This window comes from Saccharopolyspora hordei, assembly GCF_013410345.1.
GTDB classification, from domain to species: Bacteria; Actinomycetota; Actinomycetes; order Mycobacteriales; family Pseudonocardiaceae; genus Saccharopolyspora; species Saccharopolyspora hordei.
Genome location: NZ_JACCFJ010000001.1, coordinates 750211 through 772994, shown reverse-complemented (window position 1 = coordinate 772994; position 22784 = coordinate 750211). Strand labels below are relative to the sequence as shown.

General features: G+C 71.4%; 25 protein-coding genes. 17 read left to right on the top strand and 8 right to left on the bottom strand.

What is annotated here, in order from left to right; all coding sequences use genetic code 11:
* Positions 1-12: 12 nt before the first annotated feature.
* Positions 13-336, bottom strand: coding sequence for a hypothetical protein (locus HNR68_RS03665; RefSeq protein ID WP_179717625.1), 324 nt, complete (start codon positions 334-336; stop codon positions 13-15).
* A gap of 688 nt (positions 337-1024) precedes the next feature.
* Between HNR68_RS03665 and HNR68_RS03660 the strand changes: the two genes are divergently transcribed.
* From HNR68_RS03660 to HNR68_RS03615, 10 genes are all read left to right on the top strand, one after another.
* On the top strand, positions 1025-1822 hold the full coding sequence (locus HNR68_RS03660; protein ID WP_343049909.1) for an ESX secretion-associated protein EspG: 798 nt from the start codon (positions 1025-1027) through the stop codon (positions 1820-1822).
* 102 nt (positions 1823-1924) lie between these two features.
* Positions 1925-2254: a hypothetical protein gene (locus HNR68_RS03655; protein ID WP_179717621.1), complete on the top strand. Its 330-nt coding sequence runs from the start codon at positions 1925-1927 to the stop codon at positions 2252-2254.
* Positions 2251-2826 (top strand): DUF3558 domain-containing protein, encoded by a 576-nt coding sequence (locus HNR68_RS03650; RefSeq protein ID WP_179717619.1) that lies wholly within the window; start codon positions 2251-2253, stop codon positions 2824-2826. The genes HNR68_RS03655 and HNR68_RS03650 overlap by 4 nt, the downstream gene beginning before the upstream one ends.
* A gap of 23 nt (positions 2827-2849) precedes the next feature.
* Positions 2850-4154: a PPE domain-containing protein gene (locus tag HNR68_RS03645; RefSeq protein ID WP_179717618.1), complete on the top strand. Its 1305-nt coding sequence runs from the start codon at positions 2850-2852 to the stop codon at positions 4152-4154.
* A 195-nt stretch (positions 4155-4349) separates the two neighbouring features.
* Positions 4350-5021: a DUF5753 domain-containing protein gene (locus tag HNR68_RS03640; protein ID WP_246330380.1), complete on the top strand. Its 672-nt coding sequence runs from the start codon at positions 4350-4352 to the stop codon at positions 5019-5021.
* Complete coding sequence (locus HNR68_RS03635; protein WP_179717616.1) at positions 4987-5181, top strand: DUF397 domain-containing protein; 195 nt, start codon at positions 4987-4989, stop codon at positions 5179-5181. The genes HNR68_RS03640 and HNR68_RS03635 overlap by 35 nt, the downstream gene beginning before the upstream one ends.
* 179 nt (positions 5182-5360) lie before the next feature.
* Positions 5361-5573 (top strand): DUF397 domain-containing protein, encoded by a 213-nt coding sequence (locus tag HNR68_RS03630; RefSeq protein ID WP_179717614.1) that lies wholly within the window; start codon positions 5361-5363, stop codon positions 5571-5573.
* Between the two features lie 186 nt (positions 5574-5759).
* On the top strand, positions 5760-5900 hold the full coding sequence (locus tag HNR68_RS03625) for a hypothetical protein (protein ID WP_179716358.1): 141 nt from the start codon (positions 5760-5762) through the stop codon (positions 5898-5900).
* A gap of 944 nt (positions 5901-6844) precedes the next feature.
* Positions 6845-7075: a hypothetical protein gene (locus tag HNR68_RS03620; protein WP_179717612.1), complete on the top strand. Its 231-nt coding sequence runs from the start codon at positions 6845-6847 to the stop codon at positions 7073-7075.
* A 91-nt stretch (positions 7076-7166) separates the two neighbouring features.
* Positions 7167-7643 carry a pyridoxamine 5'-phosphate oxidase family protein gene (locus HNR68_RS03615; RefSeq protein ID WP_179717610.1) on the top strand — a complete coding sequence of 159 codons (477 nt, stop codon included), beginning with the start codon at positions 7167-7169 and terminating at the stop codon, positions 7641-7643.
* 54 nt (positions 7644-7697) lie between these two features.
* Here the strand turns inward: HNR68_RS03615 and HNR68_RS03610 are convergent, their stop codons facing one another.
* The 3 genes from HNR68_RS03610 to pdhA all read right to left on the bottom strand — a co-directional run bounded on the left by HNR68_RS03610 (position 7698) and on the right by pdhA (position 11408).
* Positions 7698-9032, bottom strand: coding sequence for a dihydrolipoamide acetyltransferase family protein (locus tag HNR68_RS03610; RefSeq protein ID WP_179717608.1), 1335 nt, complete (start codon positions 9030-9032; stop codon positions 7698-7700).
* A 142-nt stretch (positions 9033-9174) separates the two neighbouring features.
* Entirely contained in the window at positions 9175-10191 is a 1017-nt protein-coding gene (locus tag HNR68_RS03605) for an alpha-ketoacid dehydrogenase subunit beta (RefSeq protein ID WP_179717606.1), read from the bottom strand.
* Positions 10191-11408 carry a pyruvate dehydrogenase (acetyl-transferring) E1 component subunit alpha gene (gene pdhA, locus HNR68_RS03600; protein WP_179717604.1) on the bottom strand — a complete coding sequence of 406 codons (1218 nt, stop codon included), beginning with the start codon at positions 11406-11408 and terminating at the stop codon, positions 10191-10193. The genes HNR68_RS03605 and pdhA overlap by 1 nt, the downstream gene beginning before the upstream one ends.
* Positions 11409-11791: 383 nt before the next feature.
* On the opposite strand from pdhA, the gene HNR68_RS03595 reads away from it, so the two are divergent.
* The 6 genes from HNR68_RS03595 (at position 11792) to HNR68_RS03570 (ending at position 16254) form a co-directional block, all read left to right on the top strand.
* Complete coding sequence (locus tag HNR68_RS03595; RefSeq protein WP_179717602.1) at positions 11792-11959, top strand: hypothetical protein; 168 nt, start codon at positions 11792-11794, stop codon at positions 11957-11959.
* A complete protein-coding gene (locus HNR68_RS03590) occupies positions 11935-12594 on the top strand; it encodes a GPP34 family phosphoprotein (RefSeq protein ID WP_179717600.1) in 660 nt (219 codons plus the stop codon). Before HNR68_RS03595 ends, HNR68_RS03590 begins: the two co-directional genes overlap by 25 nt.
* Before the next feature lie 60 nt (positions 12595-12654).
* Positions 12655-13296: a GOLPH3/VPS74 family protein gene (locus tag HNR68_RS03585; protein WP_179717598.1), complete on the top strand. Its 642-nt coding sequence runs from the start codon at positions 12655-12657 to the stop codon at positions 13294-13296.
* Between the two features lie 78 nt (positions 13297-13374).
* Positions 13375-14790, top strand: a complete 1416-nt coding sequence (locus HNR68_RS03580) for a M20/M25/M40 family metallo-hydrolase (protein WP_179717596.1) — start codon at positions 13375-13377, stop codon at positions 14788-14790.
* Between the two features lie 16 nt (positions 14791-14806).
* Positions 14807-15616, top strand: coding sequence for an ATP-binding cassette domain-containing protein (locus tag HNR68_RS03575; RefSeq protein WP_179717594.1), 810 nt, complete (start codon positions 14807-14809; stop codon positions 15614-15616).
* Complete coding sequence (locus HNR68_RS03570; RefSeq protein ID WP_179717592.1) at positions 15613-16254, top strand: hypothetical protein; 642 nt, start codon at positions 15613-15615, stop codon at positions 16252-16254. The genes HNR68_RS03575 and HNR68_RS03570 overlap by 4 nt, the downstream gene beginning before the upstream one ends.
* 4 nt (positions 16255-16258) lie before the next feature.
* Here the strand turns inward: HNR68_RS03570 and HNR68_RS03565 are convergent, their stop codons facing one another.
* From HNR68_RS03565 to HNR68_RS03550, 4 genes are all read right to left on the bottom strand, one after another.
* Positions 16259-16450, bottom strand: coding sequence for a PspC domain-containing protein (locus tag HNR68_RS03565; RefSeq protein ID WP_179717590.1), 192 nt, complete (start codon positions 16448-16450; stop codon positions 16259-16261).
* A 34-nt stretch (positions 16451-16484) separates the two neighbouring features.
* The gene (locus tag HNR68_RS03560; RefSeq protein ID WP_380575206.1) at positions 16485-18137 is read right to left on the bottom strand and encodes a glycosyltransferase family 87 protein; all 1653 of its coding nucleotides are present in this window, start codon (positions 18135-18137) and stop codon (positions 16485-16487) included.
* A 77-nt stretch (positions 18138-18214) separates the two neighbouring features.
* Positions 18215-21304, bottom strand: coding sequence for a transglycosylase domain-containing protein (locus tag HNR68_RS27355; protein WP_179717588.1), 3090 nt, complete (start codon positions 21302-21304; stop codon positions 18215-18217).
* Positions 21305-21572: 268 nt separating this feature from the next.
* Positions 21573-21977: a DUF5318 domain-containing protein gene (locus HNR68_RS03550; protein ID WP_343049908.1), complete on the bottom strand. Its 405-nt coding sequence runs from the start codon at positions 21975-21977 to the stop codon at positions 21573-21575.
* A 227-nt stretch (positions 21978-22204) separates the two neighbouring features.
* On the opposite strand from HNR68_RS03550, the gene HNR68_RS03545 reads away from it, so the two are divergent.
* Entirely contained in the window at positions 22205-22750 is a 546-nt protein-coding gene (locus HNR68_RS03545; RefSeq protein ID WP_179717584.1) for a PadR family transcriptional regulator, read from the top strand.
* Positions 22751-22784: the final 34 nt, after the last annotated feature.

Sequence of the window (22784 nt, the reverse complement as noted above, 5' to 3'; positions counted from 1 at the left end):
AGGGTTGGCTTTCTAGCGCGGGGCTCCGGGGTACGTCTGGTCAAGCTGGCTGGCCTGGTCCTGGTCAGTTGACTCGTACCTGTTCGCGGCCATTTCCAACTGTCCGGAGGTTGCCTGGTAGCAGCTGGTCACATCGTTGATCAGATGATTCAGCACGTCGATTGGCGGTGTCAGGTATTTTGCGATGTCTGACAAGGCGATCCCGCCGTATGTGTTGACGAACTCGTCGCGGTGCTGAAGAAGGTACTTCCGAATCTCGTTGGTGTCGTTGCCGTACTGATACAGTAAGTCCGAGAAGGACTGGATGCTGGGCGGGTCTGCGTGAAATCCCGTCACCTCTGGCCTCCCTCGAATTCAGGGTTATATCGTCTTGTGGTCACGAGAATATGTTCATGTAGAGGTCTGCAAGCTGCCTCAGTAGAAAGACGACCAGCGCCAAGAATAGGAATACCGCAAGTGCAATCAGTACGGGCCAGCCTGGTGTGTTGCGTAGGTATCTACGTCCCAGGAAACCCGGTAGCAACCTTCGGCGTTGTGCAGCCGTTTTGTCCCGATGCTGGGTATAGCGCCCTGTAGGCTTGGCGTTTTCTGGCTGGTCGAATGGGATCAGTTCATCGTCCGAGCCCGGTTCCTCGGAAACTCCGTCGTTGTCGTCGCGCGGAGGTGGCGCGTCGGTGTCCCTTGACATGTTGTCCTCCGAGTTCCGTCAACGGCTCGGCCAACGGCAGCTTCTTGCTTGATCGTTCTCCGCCGCATGGTAACCGTGGAGTCCGCGAACTGACGGCGGTTCAGCCGGGTTCGGCTTGCCAGGCGGGAGCGCCTCGAATACCCGACGCGGGGTCTCTGCCTGCTGGTTTGACGTTGACTAGACCATCTGAGTGAGACTTCCTTCACCGTCCCGGTTCCGCAGTCATCTGCGCCTGGCGTCGATATGCTGCCGTTCGGCCGGTCGGCCCAAAGTGTCCAATGTGGAACGGCGTAGGGGTCTGGGGTGGAGTGCAGTTTTTGGGAGTTCGGGGCGATCGTGCGGCACGAGAAGGCTCGGCACGAGGCGGGTCTGGTCTCCGCAGCGGAAGCGCAGCGCAAGTTCGACATTCCGGTGTTCGTGTTCGCGCGCAACAGCGGGCTTACCCAGCCTGAGGATCCGCAGGCGACGCTGCAAGCGGCCACGGACGGGGCGCGGGCCAGTGGTTGGATCGGCCGCAACGGCCAGCTCAACGACCAGTGGTACGAGATCGTGTCGGCCCTGGTCTACGGCCGGTCCTTCGGCTACCTCTACCTGGCGGCTCCCGACGAGGACGAGACGCGGGTGATGGTGACCGCCACCCCGGGGTTGGCGTTCCGGCTGATGTTCCGCGGTGACCGGGTGTGGATTGACGAGATCCGCCGCGACGCCGCCGAGCAGGCCCTGGCGGCCTGCCTGCCGGATGTCGGCCCCGCCGCGGGACGTGGCGTGCGGCTGCCGACGGCCGTGTTGGAAGCGGCAGGGGACGAAGCGGAGAACCACCAGGCTGACCAGGGCGACTGGATCGCCTACGAGCTCGGCCAGGCCGGTATCCCGGCCGCAGACGCCAAGATGGCCGGTACGCTGTCGAAGCTCGGTGATCGGGTGACTGGGCATTTCAACATCGGGATCCGCGAGCCCAACGGAACGCCCCGCCTGGCGCCGTGGGCGATCACGGTGCATCACAGCCCGTCCGGTCGAGTTGCCCGGATTCCGCAGCCGCCGCTCGGGGAGCAGACCCTGCTCACCCCGGCCAGCAACAGCACGGTGGCCACGGCGCTTCGGTCCTACCGCGATGAGCTGCTGAGGGACTTGTGAGGTGCGGCGATATGAGTAGTTCCGCTCAATTTTCGCCACCGGGCCGACAGCCTGTGCCAGGATCACGCCCGGGCTGCTGGAACGACAAGGGGAGATCAAGCAGTGAGTGAGACGGCCAGTGTCAACGGTCGCACATCGATTCGTGTCGACCTCGACCGTGCGCCCGAGCTCCTCGCCGAGCTCGACCGCGTCCGGGAGAAGTACGTGAAAGCGCGGGATGTCGCGACCCAGCTGGCGACCATCATGCCGCCGTTCGGTGATGACGTGACCGTTGAGGTTTTCAAGAAGCTCGGGGAACGTGCGCAGGGCGGCGAGGGCAGCCTGTACGACAGCGCCCAGGGCAAGATCGACTGGATCGACGGCTTCAAGGCCGCTGTGCAGAAGGCGCTCGACGAGCACAAGCGCATCGACGACGAGAACCGGATGGCATGACCGTGCACACCACCCGCACCACCCTGATCATCGCAACCAGCGCCATCACCCTCGGGCTCGCTGGGTGCGCAACCCCGGGAACACCAGAACCCACCCCAAGACCAGAGACCAGCACTGCGGCCAACGACCCGTTCAACATCGATCAACCCAAGAACCTCGCGGCTGTATCCGCCCCCTGCCAGCTGTTGAGCCAGAACCAGCTCCAGGAGTTGAGCGCAGGTCAAGCTGAGCCGGGCGAGTCTGAATGGGGTCAAGAAAACTGCAGGTGGAGCAACCAGCTGTTCGCCGTCAACATCTCTCCCGACACGGTGCAGGGACAGGGAATCAGCTGGATGGCGAAGACCGCCGGGGACAACGGGAAACCGGACGCGAACGTCAACGGCTACCCGGCGGTCCACTACGCGGAGACCCGGGGTTCATGCGCAACGATCGTCGGCACTTCCGACACGGAAACATTCCTGGTCAACTACCAGATCGGCTCCGAGGGACGCGGGAATCCGGAGTACGAGAACCCGTGCGGGATGGCAGACAAGATCGCGGGGATGGTGCTGGAGAACCTGCCTCCGGCGTGAGGTGGGGAGACTGAGGGGATCTGATGGAGCTGTTCGGCTGGTTGTTCGGTACCCGAGAGGTGCAGGGCCAGGCACAGATGGCGTTCGACCATCCGAAGATCTACGGCGAGGTCGAGTCCGGGCCGGGGGTGGCCGCGGCGTCGCGGGCGGCGGCGAACTGGCGGGAGCAGGTCAGCGCCACGTTCGGCGAGGCTGACGCTGATCTGGACCAGGTGCTGAAGAAGTTCGACGTCGTCATGGAAGGCGCAGCCGGGGAGCAGGCCAAGACCGCGGTGACGCCGCTGGCGCAGGACACCCGGCAGTCGGTCGAGGTCGCCGCTCAGGTCGGGGCTGTGATCGAGCAGCAGGCCCAGGGCTCGGCGGACTTCAAGCACAAGTTTCCGCCGCCGCACCAGGTGCCGCCGGACAACATTGGCTGGATGGACTACGTCAACCCGATCTCCTACGGGACCAAGACCGGCGTGCGGGCAGCGCACGAGGAGATCCACGCCAAGGTCGACACCCAGGCCAGGGAGCAGTACACGGCCTACACGCAGGACAGCAACGGCCGGGTCAACACGGTGCAGCATTTCGCGCCGCCTCCGAGGTTCGACGCCGACGTCACGCCGGCGGCCACCACACCTGTGAGCAAGGTCGACCAGCCCAGCACCGGCTACACCTCGACCAGCACCATGCCCAGCGGTCAGTCGCAGGTGTCGCACGCCTCGAGCACCCCGTCGCCGTCCACGCCGACCCCGACAGGGCATTCACCGGTGAACCCGGTGTCGCCGACCCCGGCAGCTCCGGCCGAGTCCGGTTCGGCGTGGGCAACTCCGCCAGCAGCCGGTGGTGCTCCGTTGCCGGGCACCGCGGTCCCGACCCCCGCGCCCGCTGGCGGGGGCCTGGTCGGTGGAGCCGTGATCCCGCCGAGCGGCTCGGGCACCGGCACGCCAGCACCGGGAACCGGCGGCCGAACCGGCACCGGCGTGGGAACCGGCACGGGACGGGGTGTCACGCCCGGGCCCGGTGCCGGTGTTCGCGGCGGCCCCGGGGCTGGTGTGCTTGGCGGTGGCGGACGGTCCGGCACCGGCGTGCCCGGCACCACCGGTAGTGCCACCGCTGCCGGTGGCAGCGCGGCGCGCGGCGGCCCGGGCGGGCCCGGCGGCGTGGCCGGTGCGGCCGGGCGCGGCCGGGGCGAGGGCGAGGAGGACAAGGACCACGAGAACAAGTACGTCGAGGAGAACTCCGAGCTGTTCGAGGACCTCGGCCTGCCCAAGACCGCGCCGCCGGTGTTCGGCGACTGGGGCAACGACCCCGGCCTGCCGCCTCGACCGCCGGAAAGGAAGTAGCACCACCTGCTCCATCTCCTTGCTGCTGGCCGCGGGATTCTCAGCTCCCCCTCCGAGAATCTCGCGGCCAGCTCCTTGTTCAGCTGGGCGGGGGCACGATCCGGACGCGACCGGTCCGTGCTTCCTCCCCGCACCACGCACACACCTGCCGATCGTCCTTCTCCGCGATCTCGTCCGGCGGCAGCAGCACCCCGCTTGCGGGATCACCTGATCGACATGGCGCGCAGCGCGGCCGAGCCCAACTGGTTGTCCAGCGGCGCATCGGGAATCCGCCGTGAGTTGACGACGCTGATCGAGTTCGAGCGCACGGCGACCCACATCGTCGAAGTCGCCCCGATGATCGTCCCTGGCCTACTTCAGACCGCTGACTACGCCCGCACCATCATGTCCGGAATGCCCTCGGCCGAGCTGGAAACGCACGTCACCATGCGCGTAGGACGACGCGACGTGCTCACACGCAGAAAGCCGGTCAGCTTCGAGGCGTTCGTGGCCGAGCACGTGCTGCACATGCCGATCGGTGGCGCCGAGGTGATGGCGGACCAGCTTCACCACATGGCGAAAATGGCAGAGCTGCCCAACGTGACACTCCGGGTGGTCCCGTCCCAGCTGCAGGGCTGGCACCTGGCCCTCGAAGGCGCCTTCATCCTGTTCGAGTTCCCGAAGGCGTCCCCGATCGTCAACCTGGAGCACTACCGATCGTCCGCATTCCTCTACGACGAGGGCGACGTGGCCGACTACGCACAGGCAGTGGATAGCCTTCGAGAGGCAGCGATGAGCCCCGCGGACTCACAGCGGCTCATCGCCACGTGCGTAGATGAAATGGAGGGCTTCAATGACGGTACCCCCCACCGGGTGGCGCAAGTCTAGCCGGTCAGGCCAGCAGTCCGCTTGCGTCGAGGTCGGCCGTGTCGGCGACGGCGCCGCAGTCCGGGACACCAAGGACCGGGCGGCGGGCTACTTCACCGCGACTGCTGACCAGTGGTCGGCGTTCCTCACCGCGGTGAAGGCGGACAAGTTCAACGTCTGAGCTAGCACGACACGAAACCACAGTGCCCGCCTGGTGCTGGTACCACCAGGCGGGCGCTGCTGTCCGTGCGGATCTTTTCGCGCGCTGCTCCACAATCGAGCTTGCCAGATGTTCCCTGGTCAAACCCCGAAAGCCGGAGTATGCGCTTTGGCGCGGAACACGCTCGACTGTCATGAGCAATGAACGATGAAAACCTGGACCTGGCCCAGGTGTCCTCGCGCAAGAGCAGCCGCAGCAAAGGCGGCGCTAACAACTGCGTCGAAGTGGGGCTTGCGACCGAGGTGGTTGGGGTTCGCGACACCAAAGACCGCGATGGCGGAACCCTGGTGTTCGACCGCTCCACGTGGGAGGCCTTCCTCCCCAGCCTCAAGGCCGGCCACTTCGACCTCTGACGCGAGTCAGTACAGCGCCCCATCCCGGAGCTGATCCGAGGTGGGGCGCTGTCGTTACGGCGAGTGATCGCTACCTCGCGGCAGATCCGCAGCCGGGTTGATGGTCTTGGTCCTAGCCCTGTTCCGTCTCTGTTCCGTCGCAGGCTCCCTCACGTCCAATGACGACCAACTACGGCAAACGTAATTTTGGCTGTTCAGAAGCCCAATCCGGGATCTTGCCGCAGGTGGCGGTGTTCCGGTCCCAAGATCTACGACATCTTCGAGGGCACCGAGCAGATCCAGCAGCTCGTGGTGGTCCGCGCCATCTCCGGCCGCCACATCGCCTGAGACGGGTGGTCCCCGCTGCCGGCGCACCGCGTCGGCAGCGGGGCCGTTCGCCGACGGCGCGATCAGCCGGTGTTCGAGGAATTCCTCGCGGCGTACCGCTGCACGGCCCCCGCCAGCGCGCCGGAGGGCTCCGGTGCCGCACACCCGGTGCTGGAGCCGCTGTCCCGCCGGCTCGGCGGCAGCACCTTCGCCGGGGGCTCGTACCGGGTGCGCACCCCGGACAGCGCGCGACGTGGACGGCCACGTCGAGACCGCCTTCCCCGAGCCGGCGGGGCGCGTGGCCTGCTCCGGCTCCGACCGGCTCGGCCGGCAGTGGGCACGGGCCACCGCGACCGGCACTGCCGACGACCGGCACGTGCTGCTGCTCAACCCGAGCACCGCTGAGGTGAGCCCCAACGCCCCGGGCCGGGGGAACCCCAGCCCGGTCCCGCCGGCGTTCGACGAGTGCGTGACGAACCGGTCCCGATCCCCTCGGGGGGCCGAACGCCTGGGACGACTGGTGACGCAGGAGCTGCCGGCCGTCTGGGGAACCCGCAGCCGGCTCCTCTCCCGGCTGCGGTGGCGCGACCCACCCCCTCCCGGTCGCGTGTCACCCCGACGGACCCCCGATCTCGGCGCACTGCGGGAGTGGCGATCGCCACGGTGCGGAATTGCACAAAGGGCGCACAGGTTGACGTGGTGCGGGGCACGATTCCTTGGGCCCTCGCACAGTCCAGGACTGGGCAGGTGCACCATTGTCGTTCGTCCGAACGGATGAACGTCGACGCGGACCGCATCACTCGCGGTGCAGGTGCGCGTCACACACGGCGCAGCGTCGGGCCGTCGAGCTGGTGGCCCAGCTGTGCCGAGCGAGCTCCGCGGGGAGGGCTCGGGACAGGGCGAGGTGAGCAGCGTGCTGCTGACCGCCCGGCCGCAGCTTCGAGAGTGAACGGGAGGGCGAAGCGGTGAAGAAGACCACCCCTGACCTGGAGACACCCATCTTCCGGGAACTGCACGAAGAACTCGGTGAGCTGCCCGAGATCGACGTCCACGACTTCGACGAGCACGCGTTCGACTTCCTGCGCGAGTACGTCTCGGTGACCGAGGAGGAGAAGGCGGAGGAGCAGTCCGAACCGGTCGCGGCGTCGTCCAGCTCCGGTTCCCGCCGCGGTGGCCGCCGCCGCAAGGACGACTGACACCACCAGACTTCGCGACACGGCCTGCGCACCTCGTCCGGCGAGGCGCGCAGGCCGTTCGCTGTCAGTGCCCCCTGTCACGATGGCGCGCATGGCGACGTGGCAGGAGTTCGCGGAGAGCGCACCGGAGCTGGCCGAGCGGGTCCGGGCGCGGTTGGCGGCCCACCAGCACCACGTGCTGGCCACGCTGCGGCGGGACGGGGCGCCGCGGGTCAGCGGCACGGAGGTGAGCTGGCGCGGGCCCGACCTGGTGCTGGGGTCCATGCCGGGAGCGCGGAAGGCCCTGGACCTGCGGCGGGACGGCCGGTTCGCGCTGCACGCCAACCCCGGGTCCGCCGAGGACCTGATCGGCGGGGTGGACGCGAAGCTGGCGGGGCGCGCGGTCGAGGTCACCGGCGAGGAGCACCGGGCGTGGGTCGAGGAGGCCGGCCCGCCGTCCCCGGACTCGCACCTGTTCCGCCTGGACCTGACCGAGGTCACCACCACCGGCGTCGCGGCGGACCAGACCCACCTGGTGATCACGCACTGGACCCCGGAACGGGGCGTGCGGACCTTCCAGCGCGCCTGACGGCACGCCGAGGAGCGCTCCGGGACGGCCCCGGAGCGCTCCTCGGCAGCTCGCTCAGTAGGTGATCGCCATGGCCGGGTTGGCCAGCAGCGCGCCGACGTCGGCTAGGAACTGGGAGCCCTGCTGGCCGTCCACCACCCGGTGGTCGAAGCTCAGCGCCAGCTGGCACACCTTGCGGGGCACCACCTGGCCGTCCACCACCCACGGCATGTCGCGGATCGCGCCGAGGGCGAGGATCGCCGACTCGCCCGGGTTGAGGATCGGCGTCCCGGTGTCCACGCCGAACACGCCCACGTTGGTGATCGTGAACGTGCCGCCCACCATGTCCGCCGGGGGCGTCTTGCCCTCCCGGGCGGTGGCGGTGAGCTGCTCCAGCGCCTGCGCCAGCTCCTTCAGCGACATCCGGTCGGCGTCGCGGACCTTCGGCACCACCAGGCCGCGCGGCGTGGCCGCCGCGATGCCCAGGTGCACGTAGTCCTTGTAGACGATCTCGCCGGCCTCCTCGTCCCAGGTGGCGTTGACGTCCGGGGTCCGGCGGACCGCCAGGCACACCGCCTTCGCCGCGAACGCCAGCGGGGTGACCTTGACGTCGCGGAACTCCGGGTGCGCCTTGAGCTCCTCGCGCAGCTCCACCATCGGCGTGACGTCGACGGTGAGGAACTCGGTGACGTGCGGCGCGGTGAACGCGCTGTCCACCATCGCCTGCGCGGTCGCCTTGCGCACGCCCTTGATCGGCACCCGGCGCTCGCGCGCACCGGGCTCGGTCCGGGGCGGCCCGGCCGTCGCCGCACCCGCCGCGGCCTCCACGTCCTCGCGGGTGATCACCCCGCCCGAGCCGGACCCGGCGAGGCTGCGCAGGTCCACACCGAGGTCCTTGGCCAGCTTGCGCACCGGCGGCTTGGCCAGCGGGACGTACCCGCCCGCCGCGGGCTCCGCGGGCCTCGGGGCCGGCGCCGTCGGGGCCGCTGCCGGGGCGGCCGGCGTCTTCTCGACGACGGTCGCCGCGGCCTTGCGGGGCCGGCGCTTCGCCGTCGTCGTGCGGGGCCCGTAGCCGACGAGCGTGGCGATGCGGCCGTTGGACTCCTCACCGATCGTGCCGCCCGCCTCGGCGGACGCGGCCTTCTCCGCCGCCCCGTCGGAGAAGGCTCCGACCGTGTCGATCGTGACGATCGGCGTCCCGACCTCGACGGTCTGCCCCGGCTCGACGAGCAGCTCCTGGACGGTGCCCGCCCACGGGCAGGGCAGCTCCACCGCGGCCTTCGCGGTCTCGATCTCCACGATCACCTGGTTGACGGTGACCTCGTCCCCGGGCTGGACGCGCCAGCCCAGGACCTCCGCCTCGGTCAGCCCCTCCCCGACGTCGGGCAGCGGGAACTGCTTGGTGGCCATCGAAACGACTCCCCTCGTCCCCGAGCGGCTCGGAGCCGCTCGGCCCGCCTCCGCGCAGCGACCGCCCGGCAGGTCGCCCGGCGTCCGTCGTCCGGGGTCCGCTGCGGGACCGCTCGCGCGGGGCGGGTCGGTCGGAAAACCCTCAGTACTCCAGCGAGCGGTCCACGGCGTCGAGCACGCGGTCGAGGTCGGGCAGGTAGCCCTCCTCCAGCTTGCTCGGCGGGTACGGGGTGTCGAAGCCCGTCACCCGCAGCACCGGGGCCTCCAGCGAGTAGAAGCACTCCTGCTGCACCCGGGTGGCGATCTCCGAGGTGATCGACGACTCCGCGGGTGCCTCGCTGACCAGCACCAACCGGCCGGTGCGGCGCACCGACTCGAACACCGGCCCCAGGTCCAGCGGGGACAGCGTGCGCAGGTCGACGACCTCCAGCTCGGTGCCGTCCTCGGCGGCGGCGGTCGCCGCGTCCAGGCAGGTGCGCACCATCGGGCCGTAGGCGGCCACGGTGACCGCGGACCCCGGCCGCACCACGCGCGAGCGGAACAGCGGCGCCGGGGTGGTGGTCGGGTCGAGCTCGGCCTTCTCGTAGTAGCGGCGCTTCGGCTCGAAGAACAGCACCGGGTCGTCGCACTCGATGGCCTGCTGGAGCATCCAGTAGGCGTCCACCGGGTTCGAGCAGGACACCACCTTCAGCCCACCGACGTGCGCGAACAGCGACTCCGGCGACTCCGAGTGGTGCTCCACGGCCCCGATGCCGCCGCCGAAGGGCACCCGCACCACGACCGGCACCTTGACCGTGCCCTGGCTGCGGAAGCGCAGCTTGGCCAGCTGGGAGACGATCTGGTCGAAGCCGGGGAAGATGAACCCGTCGAACTGGATCTCGCACACCGGGCGGAAGCCGCGGATGGCCAGGCCGACGGCGGTGCCGATGATGCCGGACTCGGCCAGCGGCGTGTCCAGCACGCGGTGCTCCCCGAAGTCCTTCTGCAGGCCGTCGGTGATCCGGAAGACGCCACCGAGCTTGCCCACGTCCTCGCCCATCACGAGGACCTTCGGGTCGCGCTCGAGCGCGGCGCGCAGGCCCAGGTTGAGGGCCTTGGCCATGGTGACGGTCTGGGTGCCGGCCGTGGCGGTCGGGCGTTCCAATGCGGGCGCGGCCATCAGCGCACACCTCCTGCCATCGCGTCGTCGGCGAACCCGGCCAGGTACTGCAGGTACTCCTCGCGCTGGGCGGCCAGCTGCGGGGTCTCCTCGGCGTAGACCTCGGAGAAGATGCGCTCCGGTGGTGGCTCGGGGATGGCGAAGCAGAAGTCGCGGAACCGGGCGGCCAGCTCGTCGGCCTCGGCCTGGACGCCGTCGAAGAAGTCCTGCTCGACGCCGTGGTCGCGGACCAGGTGCACCCGCAGCCGCTCGATCGGGTCCTTGAGCTTCCAGGCCTCCTGCTCGTCGGCCAGCCGGTAGCGGGTCGGGTCGTCGGAGGTGGTGTGCGCGTCCATGCGGTAGGTGAACGCCTCGACGAGCACCGGCCCGTTGCCGTGCCGGCACTCGTCCAGCGCCCACCGGCTCACCGCCAGGCTGGCGAGCACGTCGTTGCCGTCCACCCGGATGCCGGGGAAGCCGTAGCCGCTGGCGCGCTGGTACAGCGGGACGCGGGTCTGCCGCTCCAGCGGCTCGGAGATCGCCCACTGGTTGTTCTGGCAGAAGAACACCACCGGGGCGTCGTAGACCGCGGACCACACCATGGCCTCGTGCACGTCGCCCTGGCTGGTGGCGCCGTCGCCGAAGAAGACCATGGTGGCTTCGCCGTCCTGGTCGCCGACCTTGCCCTCGAAGCGCTGGCCCATCGCGTAGCCGGTGGCGTTCAGGCACTGGTTGCCGATGACGATGGTGTAGAGGTGGAACCGCTTCTTGATCGGGTCCCAGCTGCCGTGGTCGGTGCCGCGGAAGATGCCCAGCAGCTCGGTGGGGTCGATGCCGCGGCACCAGGCGATGCCGTGCTCGCGGTAGCTGGGGAAGGCCATGTCCTGCGGCTTCAGCGCCCGACCCGCCCCGATCTGGGCGGCTTCCTGGCCGAGCAGCGGGACCCAGATGCCCAGCTGGCCCTGCCGCTGCAGCGCGTTGCCCTCGCGGTCGACGCGGCGGACCAGCACCATGTCGCGGTACAGGTCGCGCAGCTGCGCGGTGGAGACGTCCAGTTCGAAGTCCGGGTGCTCGACCCGCTGACCTTCCGGGGTGAGGAGCTGGACCAGATCAGCTCCACCTTCGCTCGTCGCGCGCAAACCGGCGATCACCTGCTCCCGTGTGGGTTTCGCTGCGGTAGCGGCAGGGGGGCCGGCGGTGCCTTCGGTCTTCGGTCGCGTCCATTGCTCGGGGGACATGCGTGATCTCCTCGTGTCGCGCCGACCACGTCGCTTGTGGCGCCGTGACCGGTAGCCCGGTCGCGACCACCGGCGACCTGGTGGGTCCCCGGATCGCACGGCCAGGGCGGTTGGATCGCTCACCGCCATCCTGGCATGGAACCCGCCCTCATCGTGAGCCCTGCCACAGGGGTTCGGCACGGCCACGGCACGGCCCGCCTGCACCCGCCGGATCACCGTAGTTCGGCCTTGATCGGGCCAAAACCGCAGGTCATCGAACCAACGGAGGTCCGATTGACGCGTCCTGGACCATCGCAGTGCCGATAGTGCGCGGATCCTTCAGGTTCTGTGAACGGCTTGTTACCTTGACCCGAACCTGCTCCTGTCGACGGAGGGCGAGCGCAGTGGGCGGTTCCGAGGCACGACGTCGCAGCGCACCGCGCGGTGGCGGCGACGAGCCGACGGCCGAGGACCTCGCCGAGCTCGCCCGCATCGTCCGGACGCTCGGCGACGCGCTGACCCGGGCCGAGCGCGACACGATGGAGGCGTGGGCGAGTACGCGAACCTCCTGACCGTGCCGGACGAGCTCGCGCTGCTGCTGCACAAGCCCAGCGGGACCTCCTTCGTCGGCGCGAGCCCCGGTGCCGCCACCGCGGCGGCCGAGGTCGGCGAGCTCGTGCTGCACGGCCGGTTGGCGTTGCGCGGCACCGCGGTCCAGCTGCGCGACGCCTCCTCCAGCGGCCTCCCGTGGCTGGACCAGCTGATGGCGCAGCTCCAGCGGGTGGCCGGGCGGGACGACCGCCCGGTGCAGCTCGGCTGGTGGCTGCCGCTGCGCTCCGGCGCCTTCGCCACGCACCGGTCGGTGCTGGTCGAGCGCGGGGTGCTGCGGCTGGAGCGGCGGAAGTTCCTCGGCGTGCTGCCCGACGACCGCTACCACCCGGACCGCGCGACCCGCGACGCGCTGCTGGCGGAGCTGCACGGCCTGGCGCAGGGGGAGCTGCCGGTCGACGGGCGGCGGGCGCTGCTGGGCGCGCTGGTGCACCGCAGCGGCCTGGACCACGCGCTGAACCTCGACCGCGCCGAGCGCGCCCGGCTGCGCGCGCTCGCCGACCGCGCGGACCTCGACGACCACGTCGGCTCCGCGGTGCTGGCGGCCGAGCTGGCCATGGCGGTGACCCCGAACGCGATCGTGCTCGCCGACCACTGACCGCCCCGGTTCGGCCGAACCTGGTCCGCCGCACGGTTCGCCGCTGGCAGACTGTGCGCCATGACGCCGCTGACCCTGCCGGAAGCGTTCGTGCTCCTGCTGCAGAAGCACAACGGCTCGTACTACTCCACCTGCGACCACACCGGCGCGGCCGAGCTCGGCGAGCTGGTGCTGCAGCACCGGGTCGCGTTCGCCGGCACGAAGCTGCAGCTGCTCGACCCGACGCCCACCGGGATCGGCTGGGTCGACGAGGCGCTCGCCCAGCTGCAGCACAAGGCGGGGCCGCAGAACAAGCCGGTGGCGGTGACGACCTTCCTCCAGGGCCGGCGCGGCGGCCGCAAGCGGCACTGCGCCGCGCTGGCGCAGCGCGGCCTGATGCGGCTCGAGACGCAGTCAGTGCTGTTCTTCACCCAGGAGAAGTACTTCCCGCACGACCCCACGCGCACCGCGCTGGTCAACGACCTGCACGCGATCGCCCGGCGCCAGCGCCAGCTGGACGACCGGTCGGCGCTGCTCGCGGCCCTGGTGCACGCGACCGGCCTGGTCCAGCGGTTGGGCTTCGACCGCGCGGAGCGGCAGCGGCTCAAGGAGATCAGCAAGGGCCAGGACCTCGGCGCGGCGGTCGAGCAGTCGATCGCGGCGGCCACCGCGGTGATCACCACCACGGCCGTCGTGGCGGCGGTGACGGCCAGCGGCAGCTGAGGCGCCCGCACCACGCGGTGGGGTGGGCAGTTCCGGACATCGACCGATCGGAGAGCCGGGCGGGCATAGGATCGCGGCGTGGACCGTGCAGCCGTTGCCAAGACCGTTGACCAGGTGTGGGACGAGTCCGTCCTGCCGAGCCTCTCGCGACTGGTGGAGATCCCGGCGGTCTCCCCCGCCTTCGACGCCGGTTGGGCCGAGTCCGGGCACCTCGACGCCGCCGTCGAGCACGTGCGCCGGTGGGTCACCGCGCGCGGCATCGAGGGCGCCCAGGTCGAGGTGGTGCGGCTGCCCGGGCGCACCCCGGTGCTGCTGGTCGACGTCCCGGCCACCGCGGGCGCTGCCGACGGGACCGTGCTGCTCTACGGGCACCTGGACAAGCAGCCGCCGGTGGGCGGCTGGTCCGAGGGGCTCGGGCCGTGGACGCCGGTGGTCCGCGACGACCGGCTGTTCGGGCGCGGCGCGGCCGACGACGGCTACGCCGGGTACGCGGCGGCCACCGCGGTCGAGGCGGTCCGCGCGAACGGCGGCGAGCACGCGCGCTGCGTGGTGCTGCTCGAGACCGGCGAGGAGTCCGGCAGCCCCGACCTGCCCGCCTACCTGGAGCACCTGTCCGACCGGCTCGGCGACGTGTCGCTGGTGGTCTGCCTGGACTCCGGGGCCGGTGACTACGAGCGGATGTGGCTGACGACCTCGCTGCGCGGCATGGTGCAGCTGGAGGTCACGGTCCGGGTGCTGGAGAGCGGCCTGCACTCCGGCACCGCCAGCGGCATCGTGCCCAGCTCCTTCCGCGTCCTGCGGCAGCTGCTGGACCGGCTGGAGGACTCCGCGACCGGCGAGGTCCTGGTCCCGGAGCTGAACGTGGAGATCCCGGAGAACCGGGTCGCCGAGACCCGCGCCGCGATCGAGGCCGCGCCGGGCATGGTGCGCGACTCGGTGCCGTGGCCGGAGGGCATGCGGCCGGTCGTGGAGGACGAGGTCGAGCTGGCGCTGAACGGCACGTGGCGGCCGACGCTGTCGGTGATCGGCGCCGCGGGCCTGCCGGGCCCCGGTGACGCGGGCAACGTGCTGCGGCCGTACACCACCGCGCTGCTGAGCTTCCGGCTGCCGCCGACCGCCGACCCGCACGCGGCGCTGCGCGCCGTGCAGGAGCAGCTGACGACCGACGTCCCCTACGGCGCGCAGGTGACCTTCGGGCACACCGAGGCCGGGCTGGGGTGGAACGCGCCCGAGCTCGCGCCGTGGCTGTCGACCGCGCTCGACCAGGCCTCCGACGAGGTGTTCGGCGCGGAGTGGCGCACGATGGGCCTCGGCGGCTCGATCCCGTTCATGGGCCTGCTGCACGAGACCTACCCGGACGCGCAGTTCGTGGTCACCGGCGCGCTCGGACCGGACAGCAACGCGCACGTGCCGGACGAGTCGCTGCACCTGCCGTTCGCCGCGAAGATCACCTCGGCGATCGCCTACGTCCTGCACGCGCACGCCACCCGCTGACGGCCCGGTCACCGTGGTGGTCCGGGAACTCGTCGAGGTGGTCAAGCACTACCGCGCGCGTCCGGTGCTCCGGGGCGTCGACCTCGCGGTGGCGGCCGGGGAGGTCGTCGGGGTGCTGGGCACCAACGGGTCGGGGAAGTCCACGCTGCTGCGGGTCGTCGCCGGGCTGTCCCGGCCGTCCGGTGGGCGCACCTCCGGGCGGCCGCGCACCGGGTACCTGCCGGACCGGTTCCCGGCGCGGCAGCGGATGACCGCCCTGTCCTACCTCACCCACCTCGGCCGGATCAGCGGGCTGAGCACCGCCGAGGCCCGGCGCCGGGCGGGCGCGTGGCTGGAGCGCTTCGCGCTGGCCGGCGGACCGGGCACTCCGCTGCGCGACCTGTCGAAGGGCAACGCGCAGAAGGTCGGGCTGGCGCAGGCGCTGCTGGCCGAGCCCGAGCTGCTGGTGCTGGACGAGCCCTGGTCCGGGCTGGACCCGGGTGCCCGCGAGGTGCTGACCGAGGTGGTCGCGGAGGTCGCCGCCGCCGGCACCGCGGTGGTCTTCACCGACCACCGCCCGGAGTTCGTGCGCAGCGTCGCCGACCGGTCGCACCAGCTCGTCGGCGGGCGGCTGCAGCCGCTCGGGGCCGAGGTGCCGACGTGCCGGGTCCTGCTGCGCGGCGGGGACGACGTGGACTGGGCCGCGCAGCCGGGCGTGGTGGCGGTCCGCCAGGACGGGGACGTGGAACTGGAGGTGGCGGTCGCGGAACGGGAGGCGCTGCTGCTCGACGCGATACGGCGCGGGTGCGCGGTGATCGCGGTGGACACGCGGGTGGTGTCGCGGTGATCGCGCTCGTCCGCTACCGGCTCGCCGAGCTCTGGCACTCGCAGCGCGCCCTGCCGCCGGTCCTGCTCCACACCGGCCTGCTGGCCGTCCTGCACAGCGACGACGCGGGCCCCGCGCTGCCCAGCGCCGCGGTGACCGCGGCCGCGCTGCTCGTGGTGGCGGGGTGGCTGACGATCGCGCTGGTCGGTGTGGAGGACGCCGGGCAGCGCACGGTCACGCGCGCGCACGCCGGCTCGGTGCACCGGGTGCTGGCCGGGACCGTGCTCACCGTGCTGTGCTGCGCGGCGGGCCTGGCGGTGCTGGCCACCGCGTGGTCGCAGGTCTCGTCCGGGTTCGCCCACCCGGCCGCGGACCTCGCCGTGGTGCTGCTCGCCCACGTGGTGTGCGCGGCGTTCGGCACCGCGGTCGCGCTGCCGTGCTCGGTCGTGCACCGCACCGGCTACGCGGTGATCGCCGCGACCGCCGTCCTCGCGGTCACGCTGCTGGCCGAGTGGCTGCCGCTCGCCCACCCGCTGCTGGTCGCGCTGAGCAGGGGGTCGGCACCGCCCGCGCTGCTGGTCCGGTCCACGCTCACCGCGGTGGGGGCGCTGCTGGCCAGCACGCTGCTGGTGGCCGCCTGGGTGCGGCGCCGCAGCTGAGGCCTCAGCGCTTCGGGATGATCACCCACAGGACGAGGTAGACCACGAACTGCGGCCCGGGCAGCAGGCAGGACAGCAGGAACAGCACCCGGACGGTGAACGGCTTCATGCCGAACCGGTCGGCGAGACCGGCGCACACGCCGGCGATCACCGCCTTCTCCCGCGGTCGGGTCAGGGACGTGCGATAGGTCGTCATGCCCCCATGCTGCCCGCGGAGCAGCGGGGCCGCGTCAGGGTCGAACCCCGACTCGTCCCTGACCGGCGCGCGACGGCGTCGGTGTCCTGCGGAGCAGGGCCCGCGGGGTGGGCAGCCTGAACCGGTCCGGGGCACCGTCGAAGGGACCGCCGCACGGGTCGTCGAGCGCGTCCTCGACCCGCTCCGGCCGCACCGCCAGCGTCGTCCGGACCTTGTCCAGCGACGGGTTGAGCACCTCCCGGACGACCAGCACGCACAGCGCCACCACCACGGCGTCGCGGACCACGACCGCGCCCAGGAACCAGCCCTCGGGCAGGCCCTTGTTGGCCGTGCCGAGGTAGTAGTACATGCGCGGCGCCCAGACCGCGGCGTCGACCAGCATCCAGGTGAGCAGCAGCCGCCAGCGCGGGATCGCCAGCACCGCCAGCGGCACCAGCCACAGCGAGTACTGCGGGCTCCACACCTTGTTGGTCAGCAGGAACGCGGCCACCACCAGGAAGCACAGCTGCGCCATCCGCGGCCGGACCGGGGCGGCCAGCGCCAGCCACGCGATCGCCGCGCAGGCGAGCAGGAACAGCGCGAGGCTCACCGAGTTGAGCACGATCGGTGTCGCGCCGGGCGGCAGCTCGCCGTCGAAGCCCGCCCACCCGGTGAAGTGCATCAGCACGTTGTACAGCGAGTCCGGGTCGGCCGGGCGCTGGTTGTTGAGCCGGAAGAACTCACCCCACCCGGTGGGGAAGAGCACCAGGATCGGCAGGTTCACCGCCAGCCAGGCCAGCGCCGCGGCCAGCACCGCGCGGGCGGCGTCCGCCGCCTTGCCCGCGCGCCAGGCCAGCACCAGCAGCGGGCCGAGGAAGAACAGCGGGTACAGCTTGGCCGCCCCGCCGAGGCCGATCAGCACCCCGGCCAGCACCGGCCGGCGCCGCGCCCACGCGAGCAGGCCCGTGGTGCCGAGCGCGGTGGCGAGCGCATCGAAGTTGGTGAAGGCGTGCACGAAGACCAGCGGCGAGACCGCGGCGATCGCCGCGTCCCACAGCCGCCTGCGGCACAACCGGACCAGTGCCCAGACGGTGACCAGCCAGGCCGCGGCCAGCCAGAACGCGGAGAGGTTGAAGTACAGCACGCTGGTCAGGCCCCCGGGCAGCAGGCCGAGCGCGGCCAGCGCCGCCCACCCGTCGGCGGCCCGCGCGTTGATCCACTGGAACAGCCCGGTGAGCACCGGGTACTCCATGTACCGCACCTTCTCCTGCGGGGTGCCCCGGTTCTCCAGCCACGCCGTCTTGTACGGGAAGACGTCGTCGCTGGCCAGGTCGCCCATGCCGTAGCGCGGGATGATGTCGGTGTAGCACATGGCGGTGTACTGCCGGTGGTCCCGCCAGTCCAGCTGCGGGCCGCTGCCGCTGTCGTAGGTGACCTGGCAGGGCGCCTTGAACAGCCACGCGGCGGCGAGCACGACCACCGCGAACAGCAGCACCACCCGCAGCGGCGTCCAGAACCACTGCCTGCCGACCTGCGCGTGCCGCCCCAGCCGGCCGCCGAACGGGCGGCTGATCCGCTGCGCCAACGGCTCGGTCCAGGTGGGCGGGACGCGGTCCGCCGGGCCGAGCGACCCGCTGTCCACCGGCGATTCCGGGCGCCGTCCGGGGAGCGGTGGATCAGTGCTGGTGCGCTCGGTCGAGGTGGACACGACCGGATGCTACTTGGCCCCCACAACGCACGAGGGGCACCCGCCGCAGCGGGTGCCCCTGGCGCGTGAACCGGCCGTCAGCCGTAGTACCTCGGTCGATCCGTCGGCGCGACGTCGTTGCGTCCGCCGTCCTCCGAGTTGGACTCGCCGTCGTCCTCGTCGTCGTGCCCGGGCCGGCACGGCGGCTCGAACAGGCCGCCGCAGCCGCGGCTCGGCCGACCGGCGCTGGAGGACGGGTCGTTCGACTCGCTCGGGTCGTTCGACTCGCTCGGGTCGCGGGACTCGCTGGCGTCGCTCGGCGGCACGCTCGGCTCCGACGGCGGGGGCGGCAGCGGAACGGTCTCGAACTGGCCGATCTTCTCGCCCTTCGGGATCTTCTCGACCTTCTTGCCCTTCAGGTAGGAGTCCATGAACTCCTTCCACACCTGGGCCGGGTACTTGCTGCCGTAGAAGGTCTTGCCGTTGCTGTCCCGCAGCGGGATCGGCTGGCCGTCGTTGTTCAGCATCGCCACCGCCGTGGAGATCTGCGGCGTCGCGCCGATCATCCAGGCGTTGCGGTTCAGGTCGGTCTTGCCCCACTGGTGGGTACCGGTCTTGGACCACACCGGCCGGTTGCCGCTGAGCGGCACGTGGCTGTGCGAGGCCACGTCCTTCAGCGTCTCGGCGACGTTGAAGGCGATGTTCCGGCTCTCCTCGGCGCTGTCCCCGTACGCCGGCTTCGGTTCGGGGATGTCCAGCTCCTGCGGACCGCTGACCGAGCTGATCGCCTCGGAGACGAAGTGCGGCTTGACCCGCTCGCCGCCGTTGACGAACGAGCCGTACGCGGCGGCCATGTCCGCCGGGAGCACCGGGTACTGGCCCAGCGCGATGCCGGCCTCGACGATGCCGTTGTTCGACAGCTTCGTCTCCTCCGAGATGCCCGCGCGGTGCGCGACCTCGGCGACCTTCGGCGTCCCGACCTCGTTGGCCAGGTGGACGAACACCGTGTTGACCGACTTGGTCATCGCCTCGCGGATCCCGCAGTGCGTCGGGACGTCGCACTCGACGCCCTCGGAGTTGCGGAACGGGGTGCCCGCGATGATCTGGTCGTCGCTGCCGTCGTAGACCTCACCGATGCCGCGGCCGGCTTCCAGGCCCGCGGCCACCACGAACGGCTTGAACGACGAGCCCGGTTCCTGCGGCTGGCTGGCCCAGTCGAGGTCACCGCGGTTCTGCTTCGAGCCGTAGTAGGCCAGCACGCCGCCGGTCTCCGGGTTGACCGCGACCAGGGAGGTCCGCAGCGTCTCCGGCTGCCCGTCCATCACCTTGTGGACGGCCTCCTCGGCCTTCTTCTGCGCGTCCGGGTCGATGGTCGTCTTGATCTTGTACCCGCCGCGGGACAGCTCGTCCTCGTCGAGCCCCTGGTCGGCCAGCTCGGACTTGATGGCGTCCCAGATGGCGTCCTGCTCCGGGGTGAGCCGGCTGTCCTTGCGCCAGTCGAAGCGGGGCAGCGACTCCGGGTACTGCATCGACTGCCGCTCGCCCGGCTGCAGCCACCCGTTCTTCTCCATCTGCTCGACGACGTAGTCCCAGCGCTTCTTGGCCTTCTCCGGGTTCAGGCCGGGGTCGTTGCTGTTCTTGCCGTACGGGGCCTGCACCACGCCGGCAAGGACGGCGGCCTCGGCGTTGTCCAGCTCGCTGGGCTCCTTGCCGAAGTAGGCCTTGGCCGCGGCCTTGATCCCGTTGGTCCCGCGGCCGTAGGTGGCCGTGTTCATGTACGCCAGCAGGATCTCGTCCTTGGACTTCTGCTGGGTCAGCTTGTACGCCAGCACGATCTCCTTGATCTTGCGGACGTACGTCGGGTCCTTCTTCAGGTCCTGGTCGAGCTTGAGGAACTGCTGGGTGACCGTGGAGCCACCACCGACGCCGGAGCCGGTCACCATGAAGTAGACCGACCGCACGATGCCCCAGAAGTCGAACCCAGGGTTGTCGTAGAAGGTGGCGTCCTCGGCGGCGAGGGTCGCGTTGCGCATCGCCGGGGAGATCTCGCCGATGTTGTTCACGACCTCGCGGGTCTTCGAGGTGGAGACGGTCGCCATCCGCTCGCCGTTGGCGTACAGCAGGTCGACCGGCCGCTCCGCGCTCATCACCTTCGCCTGGTCCGGTGCCTCCCACATGACGTAGCCGTAGAGGAACACCGCGACCGGGGCCAGGACGCACAGCGCGATCGCGACGTAGCAGGTCCGCCGCACGCGCCGCCACAGGGCGGTGCGCCCGCTCCTGCGGGGGCTCATCCCGTCGTCCCGGTCGTCGTCGGGCGGTGGGCCGAAGTCGTCGAAGCCGTCGTCGACATCGCGATCACTCCCGTTCGGGGCGTCGTCGTAGCTGTCGTACGGGTCGTCGTCGAGGTCGTCGGCGTACCGGTCGGCGTAGTAGTCGTAGCCGCCACCGCTCTGCTCGTGGGTGAGCAGCTGCGGTTCCCGGCCGCTGCCCCCACCGCCGGGCCCGCCCATCGCGGCACCGGCAGCGGCGCCGGCCGCGCCACCGGCAGCACCGGCCGCGCCACCCGCGGCGCCCGCGGCACCACCGGCCGCACCGGCGGCTCCGGCCGCACCGGCGCCCGCGGCCATGCCCGCGGCCCCGGCAGCGCCCGCCGCACCGGCGGCAGCGGCGCCACCACTGCGGCGGCGGTCGTCGCCCCGCCCCGGCGTCTGCGGGATGTGCTGCGTCGGTCGCTCGTCGTCCGCAGGCTGCGGCGGCCGACCGGGCGGCAGGCCCTGGCGGCCCGGCTGCGCCCCCGGCGGCGGGGGCGGCGGTGGTGGCGGTCCCTGCCGCCCGGGCCCGCCGCCCGGCGGCGGGGGCGGGGGCGGCGGGGCCTGGCTGTAGGTGGTCGGCAGGTCGACCCCGCGCCCGCCGCCGCTGGCGTCGTCGGAGTCCCCGCTCAGCCGCTTGGACAGCGAGGAGTCGTCCTCGTCATCGTCGTCGAACGACGGCGTCCACGCGCCGGTGGTCTCCTGCGCCGACTCCTCGCGCGGCCACGACGAGCCGGAGCGCACCGCAGGCTGCTGCTGGGTCTCCTGCTCGTCGGGGTTGCGGCTCGGCCACTGCTGGTTCTGCGGGCGCTGCGGAGGCGGCGGGGGCGGCGGGCCCTGCCGCGGCCCTGGCCGCGGTTCCTCGCCCGGCCACACCGGGCCGCCCGGACCGGGGGGCGGTGCCGGGCGCTGCGGGGGCCGCGCTTGGTCGCCCGGACGCGGCGGACCGGGGCGCTGGGGCGGGGGTGGCGTGCCACGACCGTCGGGCTGGGGTTGCCTCGAGTGGCGGCCTCGGGAGTGGTCGTCACGCTCGTCGTTCACGAGTGGGCCTCCAGGACGGGCGTCGGGCGACGCCCTGTGATGCGTTCACGTCGGGGTCTGCGCCGCACCGGGCGCGCGATCGTGTCGGGGGCACGACCGAGGTTCACTCCGCGGCAGTCTTGCGCCGGGAACGCCGCTCGTTCAAGCCGCCGGTTCCCAGGACGTACGACTGCACCAGGTGGTTCCAATTACATGTGCGGCATACCTCTACGACGTAGACGTTGAACTCCTCGTACACGGCGGCCATCCGGTCCAGCTCCTCAGGGGCGCGCGCCGAACCGGACGCGTGCTTGAGGGCGTCACCGAAGACCCACGAGACCAGGGTCAACGGCTCCTTCCTGCACACCGGGCAGGTCACCCCGCTCGGCTCGCCGTGGAACTCCGCCGCCCGCAGCAGGTACGGGTCAGCGTCGCAGACCTCCATCACCCCGACGCGGCCAGCGTGGACCTGCGCGAGCAGCGCCTTGCGCTGCAACGCGTAGTCGACCACCTGCCGTTGGGTCCGCACGACCACAGGGTACGTGTCGGCGGCGACTCCTCCATGCGCCGTTCAGGGCAGGCGTGCCGACCACCCACCACGTGCAGTGACGGAAGCCACCGGCGGGCCGCTCGTTCGTGGGCATCGATATATCGGCGCGATATACTCCGCCGGGTGGCCTAGCGGGATGCGCGCACCGGGCGCGCAGTCCGGTCGGCGCACGGCGCCGCCGATGAGTTCGGCCGAGGAGGGTGCGGATGCTCGAACTCGCCGTGCTCGGGCTCCTGCACGAAGCCCCGATGCACGGCTACGAGCTGCGGAAGCGGTTGCACGACACCGTGGGTGCCTTCCGCGCGCTGTCCTGCGGGACCCTCTACCCCACGTTGCGCAGGCTGCTGCGCTCCGGGCTGATCGAGGAGGACCCCGACGCGCATGGAGCGCGGGGCTGGGGACGGCGCGCGCGCCGGGTGTACCGGATCACCCCTGCCGGCGAGCGCCGCTTCGCGGAGCTCGTCGGTGACTGCGGCCCGCAGGCGTGCGACGACACCGCGTTCGGCGTGCACGTGGTGTTCTTCTCCCGGACCCCGGCCGACGTCCGGCTGCGGATCCTGGAGGGCCGCCGGCGCCGCGTCGAGGAACGCCGGGACGACCTGCGCAGCGCGCTGGCCCGCGACGACCGGTTCGACCGCTACACGCGGGAGCTGCACCGACTTCGCCTCGACCACAGCGAACGGGAAGTTCGCTGGCTCGACCACATCATCGAACAGGAACGCGCCGAGCAGGCCGCTGCGGCGCGGGAGTGACAACGCGAGGACACGGCAGATGACCAAGAAGGAG